Here is an 8,669-nt window from a genome sequence, read left to right as displayed (position 1 = left end):
CTTGTGTCTTTTTCTTTTTTTTCCGCTTGGCATAATTTTAATTTTTAGTAACTAGTTAATATTCAGTTAATTATTTATTTTACTGCAACTTTAGTTTTTACTTTCTCAACAAAAGATTTTGAAGGTTTGAAAGCAGGAATGTTATGAGCAGGGATCTCAATTGCAGTATTTTTAGAAATGTTTCGTCCCGTTTTAGCTGCTCTTGTTTTAATAATAAAAGAACCAAAACCTCTTAGATAAACATTATCTCCATTGTACATTGAAGTTCTAATCTCCTGCATAAAAGCTTCTACAACTTTCTGTGTTTCATTCTTTTCTGTTCCCAACTTATTTGAGATGGTGTTTACCAATTCTGCCTTTGTCATTTCCTTAATAAATTTTAAATTTTAGGTCTGCAAATTTAGTTAAAAAAATTGAAGATTAGCAAATTAGTTGATAAAATATTTTGGGTAAACTATTGAGGTTTTTATATTTAGTATAATAATCGTTGCCTTTTCAGCCTTACATACTCGAATTATAGTAACCGTTTTCTACACAAAATCTGATAAGATGAAGCTTGGTTTTTAGTCCAAGTTTCTCAGTAAGCCTGTTAATATAAGTGTCAATAGTTCTTGTGCTGAGATTGAGTTTTTCTGCTATTTCTTTGTTACTGAAACCTTCATAGCAGAATCTCATCAACTGTATTTCTGTGGAAGAAAGTTCTTCCTGACTTCTCTTCTGCCGGTTCATATATTCCTGTACGGCGAGAGGCTGTTTTTCCCATTCTTTTGAATAATTTTCATAATCAAATTCATCCGAATTTACCTTTCCCCTGATAAGGTCTAATATAATATTGCTTTTTTTCTGACAGTAATAAATATTGGGGATTTTTGAAAGAATCTCAGCCATATCTTCCTGATAAGTTCCGGAATAAGTAATAATCGGTGTTTCTGTATTGCTTTTTCTGATGTATTTTATAGCTTCAATTCCACTTAATACAGGCATAAAAAGTTCAACAAGAAATACGTCTTCCTGTCTTCTGTAGATTCTGTTCACAAGCTCATGCCCATTATTACAGTCATTGAGAAGTACATAGAAGGGACTTTCAGTAAGCGTTTTGATCATTATTTTTTTAAAATAGAAATCACTGTCCGCTATGGAAAACCGCACCGTTTTGGATAAGATTTTACTCACTTTTAATATCGATTTGGTGTGTGATAATTAAAATTCAGACCCCAAATTTATGAAAAACTTATGAAACTTTTAGTATTGATTTCACCATAAAGAGAATGTGCGAATAACCTGATAAATTAAATATTGTGGATATTTATTTTTTTTCCTAATTTCACAACCCCAAAACAATCACAAAATATGTCTACAAATAGTGACAAAAAACTGAACAAGTCTGATGTCAGAATTGGAATATGGAAGTTTATATTATCTTTCATTGTACTATCCGGTGTATCCTTTTGTGCTGTATTTTTCTTTTTTAAGAGCTATGATATTCAAAGAAAGGGAATTCAGAAAGAAGTTGACGAATACAAAAACTTACTGAGCCGAAATGAATTATTGAAGATCCAGGTGGATAGTATTTACTATAGAATGAACCTGCTGGACATTAATAAAGTTGATAATGATATTTTCCTGAGAAATTACATTATGGATAATGTAAGGGATGCTAAAAATATTATGGGATCGGACAGCGCCAAAAATTTCAAGCATTATTCTGTCTTACTGAAAAATTTAGAGCCGATGTTGGCTTTAAAAACCCAGATCATCAATATTTCTAACAAAGAACAGACAGCGCTCAGGGATCTGAATGAATGTATGGGAAAAGTGGGAAGAGTGAACAGTGAATTGAGAGTTGATCCTACACGAAAGTTTACGGGAAGTAGAAGAAGAAGATAAAAACTATAAACTATGAACCATGCAGGGACACATTACACTATCTAAAAAAGAAAAGCATTATCAGTTTTTTTATCTGTTATTGATGCTGCTTACTTCACTATTATTGTTAGGAATTATTTTTTTGAAAGCTTTTGAATCTCCGTTTTCGACTTCGGATATGCTGGCTATACAGACCCTAGAGCAGAAATCGAAATTTGATCAGCAGCAGAAAATAGTTCAGCCTTTACTGGACAGTACTTTCAATCAGATCAGTAAACTGACGGATGAAGTTCCTCAACCTTTTGAAGAAAATAATATCCGATACGGAATCAATGATATTGCCAACTCTTTTGAAAATGCAAATGTCAATGATCTGCGTAAAGAAGGCTATCCTCAGGTTGCCCAATTCTACAAAATGTATTTTGACGATAAAAAAATTATTTCTAAAAAATCTGAAAACATCAAGGTTTTTGAGAAACAGTTCCAAGACTGTTCAATAGGATTTAAAGAAAAGAAAGATCAGCTTATACAAAGAGAGAATGCATTAAAATCACGGAATTAACGATCACTAAAGAAAAAATATTACTTAATAAAAGCACACTTTATCACAGAATTATTAACTATGAATTATTTCCAAAAGAACAAAAAGAACATCATTATTGGTGTAATCGCAACTTTACTTATTGCTGCTCTGGTAGTATTATGGTTACAAAAGAAAGTAATCCATTCAGCAGATGACATTGTAGGAGTTGTTTACCCATCATCCGTATCTGTAGGAGATACACTCTCATTTGAGGATAAAACACAATTTGCAAAATTCAAGAAATGGGATTTTGGAGATGGAACTACATCAGATAAAAGTAAAGGAATTCACTTTTATAACAGACCGGGATATTACCAGGTAACTCTGATTATTGATAACAAGTATTCCAAATCATTTCCTGTATTGGTTTCAGCAAGAGGTATTCCAAAGCCTAAAGACAGTATTTCACCAACTACAATTGATGCGCAGACACAGGCTATGCAGTTTGAAAATGTGCAGTTCCGTGCTATTTCCAATGCCAACCAGTTTACCTGGAAATTTGGAGAAACGGGAAATATAGACTCTAAAGAAAAGCTGGCCATTTATTCATATAAAAAACCTGGAGATTATGTGGTTACTTTATATACCGATCAGAATGTAGAACCGATTCTTCACCGTATCAAAATCCTTCCGGCTTATGATGCCCTTGATGATGGAGAGGTAACTGTAGAGGATGCTTATGAAAAGATTGATAATGATTTTAAATATCATTTACAGCAAATAGCAAACGGTAATAGCTTCAATTACCACTATAATTATTTGCTGAATAAGTATTTATGTAAAAATGAAAATACTGTCGTGAAAGTAAATGACAGTAAAATGAATAATTTTTACATGTATTGCGCAGGACTTCAGTTTGATAAAAATAATGTTATCCAGACTGTAAAAGTGAATTTTGATGATGCACAAAACTGTGTAACTAAAGTCGATATCAACCAAAGTAAGTAAATTATGAAGTCCGTTTCGAAGGACTCACCCAATCAATCTAAAAGATAAATATTAAGATGAAAAATAGATTTCCTCTAGCAGCTTATTATATAGGAGTTTCAGCATTGCTGATCAGTTGTCAGGTAAAACTGCCGTCGCAAAAAACTCCCAGTGCCTCTCAATACGGTCAAATTGATAATGAATCAGTGATTAACGGATATCCCAAGAAATCAATTCCATGGATCGCTATTTCGGACAGATCCAGAAATACAGCATATATCGCTAAAAATGACCAGAAATCATATAAAGAAGTCAAGTTTTTAGAGCCATTGATGGTTCTGAAAGAAAGAAACGGCATGGTAAAAGTTGCGGAATATATTCCTGAAGCTTTAATGAAAAAAGTTTCTTCCAAATCCATCAAAACCTATGGATGGATTCCGGCCTCTGATCTTCTTTTATGGAACAGCTCTTTAAAAAATGAAAAAACTGGCTATCCTGTAAGAGTAGCGGTAGTACCAAGTAACAGTGATGTTATCAGAAGTGCTGAAAGATACTATAAAAATGATTCCATTATGGTTTTTAATTCGCCAAGCTTAATTGAGGCTGCCGATGTTAAAATACCTAACGGACAGATGGTGTATGTTTATAAACAAGCCGAAAATAATAAAAGATTTTTGGTGGGAAGAAAACCTACTATAGATATGGACAGTATCAGTACAGGATTGTACGGATGGGTAAGTTCTAATGTTATTTCGGCATGGGGAGAGCGTTCTGCCATCAAAATGAAGAACCCGACTGGTGTAAAGGAGACTTCTCTGGGGATTCATGAAGGATCTCCAGGGGGAAGTGATGCGGCCAGCAGAACAGCCATACTTCTTACGGATGTAGATAAAAGAACTCCTTTAGATAATATTTTCCCAATCAAATTATCATTGGATGAAGAAGCTCCTGCCGATTCAAAAACTAAATATTTCACTAATATTTTAGATTACAGTAAGAATTATGTATTTAACGTATTAGGGGAACCTATCTATTTTGACCGATACAAGGAAATTACCGAGAGGGATAAAAACGTTAATATTGTCTTTACTCTAGATATAAGCGGAGCTAATGCTCCTTATGCACCAATTGTAAAATCATTATTACAGGATTTGCAGCTTCGTTTTGAAAAACCATCCTATTTTGAATCTGTGAAATATGGTGTGGTATTATATAAAAACAATCCATGTGGAGATAATGTCGTGGTTTCCAATCTCAGTAAGGATTACAGCAAAATCACTACTTTCATTGATCAGAAAATGAATGAGATGAACTGTTCAGGAGGTAGTAGCTATCAGCCTGTTAACGAAGGGCTTATTGCAGCAGGGAATCTTTTATCCCATGTTCCGGACGAAACCAATATTGTGATTACGGTAGGAACTTCTGCCAATCAGAGTGGAAACATGTATGGGGTTATCAACTCCCTTACTCAGGCTCAGGCCAGGTTAATTATGTTCCAAACCAGTGCGCGTTCTGCAGACACCTATAATGATTTTGTATTGTTAGCTGAAAATGTAGTAACGAATACCGCTAAAAATATTGCTGAACTTAAGAAGCAAAAAATCATTAATCAGAATGATGTTTTAACAAAGAATAACTTTAATCTTGTAGAAGGAGATGAAGGTTTCTATTCTTTGGATTACCCAAGACAAAGTATGGCTCAAGGTTTTGTAATCTTCCCTAAAAAAGGAGATATTACAACTCCCGGATTCCTGAAAAAGTCTGTAGACAGTCTTATTACTCAGGTCACTTTGGATAATATAACAATTGACAATTCATTAAATGATTATTTCCATTCATCCGTAGGGGCAGGCAGAACAGATGTGGATTTAAAATATAAATACCTGTACCCGGGACTTACCAATCCGGTTCCTTCCGGGATAGCTGCTCAGCTGATTAATTATGGAAGTCCGTTCTTAGTGAAAGGATATATTCCAAAAGAATTAAAAGATTTTGAACCTGGAATAGAAAGGGGAATCTTAATTTCTGAAGCGGAATATGACAATCTAAAAGCATTTTACACAGAGGTTTATAATAGTACCAGAGCAGATAAAGCAGACTTTAATCAATCAAAAGCTATTAAAGAATATGTCAAAATTCTTCAGAAGTATAATCCTACAATCAAATCCCTTGAGAAGAGAGATCTGTATGCACAGCCAATGTCTTATTCGGTAGGAGTAAGTACCGGTTTTGATAACTCAGGAGAAGAGCTGATGTCTCATTATAAGCTGAAAGGCTGGAAAAAATCTAAGATTATTACCAATGAAACAGTGAGAACCTATTTCCGTCATTATAAAGAATTGGCAGACAGGATGTTGGCTCACAGAAAAAACCCTGCGGTTAAAATCAAACAGAACGGACAGGAATTTTATTGGTTAAATGAATATTTTATGCCGACTATGTTGCCGGTAGAAGAACCTGAATATACTAAGCATTAATAACTTACTATTAGAAAGCGGAATATTATTTCCGCTTTTTTATTATATTTGATATTACCAAATTACAACATATGTCAGACCAATCATCGGCCCATGACAGCAAACATTTTGTTGTCCAGAAAGGCAAAGCACAATGCAATCAGGGAGATCAGTTTCCACAATATAAAGTTACGACCCATCAGAAACATTACTGGAATGATTCGCAAGGTATAGAGGATTATCTTGCTGTAACGGAAGATGACCTTCAATTCAATCCTGCGGGCCCAAGTTTCGGACAGTGTAAGCTGAGACCTACGTCAGGAGGCTATCTTCCGTGTATTTATGCGCCAGCCGGAAAATGGCAGGTGACCTATGAAAAGGTAAAAATAATGGGTAAAAGCTGTGTGACGGAAGCTTCCCGCCTTCAATGCAGTGTTGGGGGAATAATTACCATATTGGATCATGGTCAGCGTGGTGAGATGAGTAAAGAGAATGTGAAAAATGCTGACAGTAAAACCATACAGCATATCAACCCGTTGGTAAAGATGGATGATTTCACGGAAATGGTGGAAGAAGACGAAATTGATGCTTATTAACCTTAAATATTTTCATCATGTCTAAGCAGGGAGTGTCAAAAATCTCAGGTAATCCTACTCCTAAAGTTGGAGAGGAAACCCTATATAAAGTAACGGAGTGGTATCCTGCAACCCCATCGGTAAAAAGAAATCCTGCATTGGTAACATGGGAACTTTTTAAGAAGAGGTCCAACGGGAAATTTACTTCTACCAATATCCGGAAAAAGGGAAACGGGGTTTTTACCTTTGGACAGGTTGCTTCTAAACATACGTATAGATTAGAAGCTTACCTCCACTCTCCGGAAGGAAAGGGTCCCACTACCATAGAAATCAGACCACAGGAAAGTACCATTCCAAAGATCAATAAAGTAGAGCTGTTTTATGCTGATGATTCTAAAGGAACAGTTTTTAGCTATACAGAAAAATTAGTTGCTAAAGCACAAACCGTAAATCTTACGGGAGAAAAGCTCTTATTTACCCTTTGGGAAGATGATGCGAAAGGTCAAGGACATAATCCTGCTAATCTTTTTGTAGACAGTAAGACGGTAGCAGTAGGGAAAAACGGATTGGCCAATGCAGAGTTTGTGCTGACAAAGGCTCTAATGCAGAAAGCCATGAAAGGGGAAACAGATGCTAAAGAACTTGAATTTTACGTAACGGTAGAATATTATAAAAATAAAAAACATGCTACAAAAAATGTGGATGTAAAAAATCCAGATTATAAAGTGCCTAAAAAACCTGCACAAGCTCCCGTAAAAGCTAAAGATTCCCCTGCCGCCCAAAAGCCCCAATCTAAAAAAGAAGAGAAAGGAATTGTTGATGAGGTGGTAGATTGGTTTAGTGAATTGTGGGATTGGGGAGAATCAAAAGGAACAGTGAAGGCTGAACAGAAGCCTGCTCCAAAGAAAAAGGAGGGGAAGACTGAAACGATCGTCAAAAGTGAAAAAGCTAAGGATCCAAAGGAATGTTTTTGTAAGTTAGATGAAAATCAATTTTATTGGAGCAGTAAGCTTACTTGTGAACAACGTAAAAAAGTTTTACAGGTTTGTTCAGAGTTATGGGGTGAAGAACAAAAAAAGCAGAAGGCCAGTGAACTAATGTCTGTCATGCATCTGGAAACTGCTGCAACTTTTGATCCTTCAAAGGATAATGGATCTGGTTACTCAGGATTAATCCAATTTAGTGATGCATCAGCCAGGTCCGTAGGAACAACCAGACGCGAATTGAAAAGAATGACTTTTGTTGAGCAAATGGATTATGTTAAGAAATATTTTGAGAGAAAGAAAGACTTGCTTAACACTATGACCGATCTTTATTTGTTAGTTTTAAAACAAAATGCAGTAGGGCAAGGTAGTAATGGAAATTATATATTATTTGATGAAGGGGTTTCAGTACCAAATGCTCCATATGATGTTGATAATCTGAGCAGAGAACCATGGGTGACAAAATATGGTTATTCCAGTAACCCTTCTTTTATGAGGGAAAATGGAGAGTATGCAAATAGAAGACAGTTTAGATCTTATTCTAGAGGAGTTATTAGTAGAAAAGGTTTTGAAAATGGTAAAACTTATGTTTGGGAGGTTACTGATGTTTTGACAAGAGAGCATTATAATTTGGGTGAATCTGAAATTTTCAGAGGAATCTGTGAAAATAAGCCGGAAGAGAGACGAGATAGTGATGGAAAATACCCTCCTTGGGTAGATATTGCAATTGCAGAAGAGGCAAAAGCAATTAGGGAATCTACCCACTGTCAGTATATTATAGATACATATCACGCAAGTACAGACAATGCTAAGATGAGGAGATGTGGTAGTGAAAACGACTCAAATAGGGCGAATTCTGCTTGGTGTGGGGCTTTTGTAGCATACTGTTTAAAAGCTTCCGGTCACAAATATCAACCTGATCCGGGGGCTATTTGGCACGGGAAAGAAAATTTAGTTAAAAGAAATAATGGAGCTCCTTATGAAACATCTGAAAAATGGGGAAAAAAATATAATGAAATGTATATAGGAGGAATTGTAGAATGGCACAATAACGGACATACAACCATAATAGTAGGTATTGATAAAAGTAATTCTAATAATTATATACTATTAGGGGGTAATCAGGATAACGGAGTTAGATTTTGGACAGCACCAAAAAGAAAAGTCCATCCTTACTGTATTTTTCCTGCTGATTATGAAGGTGATTTGTTACCACTTGAAAATATAGAACCTTCTGACCTTAGCCCAAATGCAGTAAAATACCAAGAAGGTGCAACAT

At 35.2% G+C, this 8,669-nt stretch carries 8 protein-coding genes; 6 read left to right on the top strand and 2 right to left on the bottom strand.

The annotated features are described in order from the left end of the window. Nucleotides 1-74: 74 nt before the first annotated feature. Nucleotides 75-365 carry an HU family DNA-binding protein gene (locus Q0A18_RS08140; RefSeq protein ID WP_002984212.1) on the bottom strand — a complete coding sequence of 97 codons (291 nt, stop codon included), beginning with the start codon at nt 363-365 and terminating at the stop codon, nt 75-77. 136 nt (nt 366-501) lie between these two features. Next, the gene (locus tag Q0A18_RS08135; protein WP_292009653.1) at nt 502-1,173 is read right to left on the bottom strand and encodes a response regulator transcription factor; all 672 of its coding nucleotides are present in this window, start codon (nt 1,171-1,173) and stop codon (nt 502-504) included. A gap of 177 nt (nt 1,174-1,350) precedes the next feature. Here Q0A18_RS08135 and tssO point away from each other — a divergent pair, with 177 nt between their 5' ends. From tssO to Q0A18_RS08105, 6 genes are all read left to right on the top strand, one after another. Further along, nucleotides 1,351-1,887, top strand: a complete 537-nt coding sequence (gene tssO, locus Q0A18_RS08130; protein ID WP_292009652.1) for a type VI secretion system TssO — start codon at nt 1,351-1,353, stop codon at nt 1,885-1,887. Between the two features lie 19 nt (nt 1,888-1,906). Further along, the gene (locus Q0A18_RS08125) at nt 1,907-2,428 is read left to right on the top strand and encodes a type VI secretion system transmembrane protein TssO (protein WP_292009651.1); all 522 of its coding nucleotides are present in this window, start codon (nt 1,907-1,909) and stop codon (nt 2,426-2,428) included. 60 nt (nt 2,429-2,488) lie between these two features. Continuing rightward, nucleotides 2,489-3,397: a PKD domain-containing protein gene (locus Q0A18_RS08120; RefSeq protein WP_292009650.1), complete on the top strand. Its 909-nt coding sequence runs from the start codon at nt 2,489-2,491 to the stop codon at nt 3,395-3,397. A 56-nt stretch (nt 3,398-3,453) separates the two neighbouring features. Then, nucleotides 3,454-5,853, top strand: a complete 2,400-nt coding sequence (gene tssR, locus Q0A18_RS08115; RefSeq protein ID WP_292009649.1) for a type VI secretion system protein TssR domain-containing protein — start codon at nt 3,454-3,456, stop codon at nt 5,851-5,853. 71 nt (nt 5,854-5,924) lie between these two features. Further along, complete coding sequence (locus tag Q0A18_RS08110; RefSeq protein ID WP_292009648.1) at nt 5,925-6,428, top strand: DUF4280 domain-containing protein; 504 nt, start codon at nt 5,925-5,927, stop codon at nt 6,426-6,428. Nucleotides 6,429-6,445: 17 nt separating this feature from the next. After that, nucleotides 6,446-8,669, top strand: a 2,224-nt coding sequence (locus tag Q0A18_RS08105) for a hypothetical protein (protein ID WP_292009647.1), incomplete at its 3' end; no start/stop codon positions are given.

This window comes from Chryseobacterium sp., assembly GCF_022712095.1.
Lineage (GTDB): Bacteria > Bacteroidota > Bacteroidia > Flavobacteriales > Weeksellaceae > Chryseobacterium.
This window is presented reverse-complemented; position numbering and strand designations above follow the sequence as displayed.

Bases quoted from the DNA above. Each gene is read 5' to 3' on its own strand.
- Q0A18_RS08140 (WP_002984212.1), bottom strand. From the start codon at position 365: ATGACAAAGGCAGAATTGGTAAACACCATCTCAAATAAGTTGGGAACA.
- tssO (WP_292009652.1), top strand. From the start codon at position 1,351: ATGTCTACAAATAGTGACAAAAAACTGAACAAGTCTGATGTCAGAATT.
- Q0A18_RS08125 (WP_292009651.1), top strand. From the start codon at position 1,907: ATGCAGGGACACATTACACTATCTAAAAAAGAAAAGCATTATCAGTTT.
- Q0A18_RS08120 (WP_292009650.1), top strand. From the start codon at position 2,489: ATGAATTATTTCCAAAAGAACAAAAAGAACATCATTATTGGTGTAATC.
- tssR (WP_292009649.1), top strand. From the start codon at position 3,454: ATGAAAAATAGATTTCCTCTAGCAGCTTATTATATAGGAGTTTCAGCA.
- Q0A18_RS08110 (WP_292009648.1), top strand. From the start codon at position 5,925: ATGTCAGACCAATCATCGGCCCATGACAGCAAACATTTTGTTGTCCAG.